This is a genomic window from Streptomyces sp. CHD11, assembly GCF_018638295.1.
Classification (GTDB): domain Bacteria; phylum Actinomycetota; class Actinomycetes; order Streptomycetales; family Streptomycetaceae; genus Streptomyces.
Genome location: NZ_JABTTS010000130.1, coordinates 1 through 362, shown reverse-complemented (window position 1 = coordinate 362; position 362 = coordinate 1). Strand labels below are relative to the sequence as shown.

The window sequence follows — 362 nt, the reverse complement described above, 5'->3', positions numbered from 1 at the left end:
GGGTGATGCCGCCGGCATGGCGGGCGATGCGCCGCAGCGGCGCCAGACCGCGCCGCAGCAGCAGATAGCCGAGGCCGGCGGTACACAGGAAGGCCAGGGTCACCGCGCCGATCAGGCCCAGCCGGAAATCGGCCAGGGTGGTGTCCTCATTGCGCAGCACATGGGCGGCGGTCAGTTCCACCGGGCCTTCGGGGGTGTTCACCGCGACCCGCGCCGCGCGCCAGCGGGTGCCGTCGGCGGAGAGTTCGCCGGCGACCCGGCGTCCGGAGGCGTCGACGGCGACGACGTCGGTCAGCCGTCCCCTGCCGGTGGCGGTGACCTCGAGGGGCTTGTCCGGGTCGGCCTTGGTGCGGCCGCCTGCG

Annotated in this window: 1 protein-coding gene; it reads right to left on the bottom strand. The window is 75.1% G+C overall.

The window, feature by feature from the left end:
- On the bottom strand, positions 1-362 hold a 362-nt coding region (locus tag HTV45_RS35360), incomplete at both ends, for an Ig-like domain-containing protein (protein ID WP_251693413.1).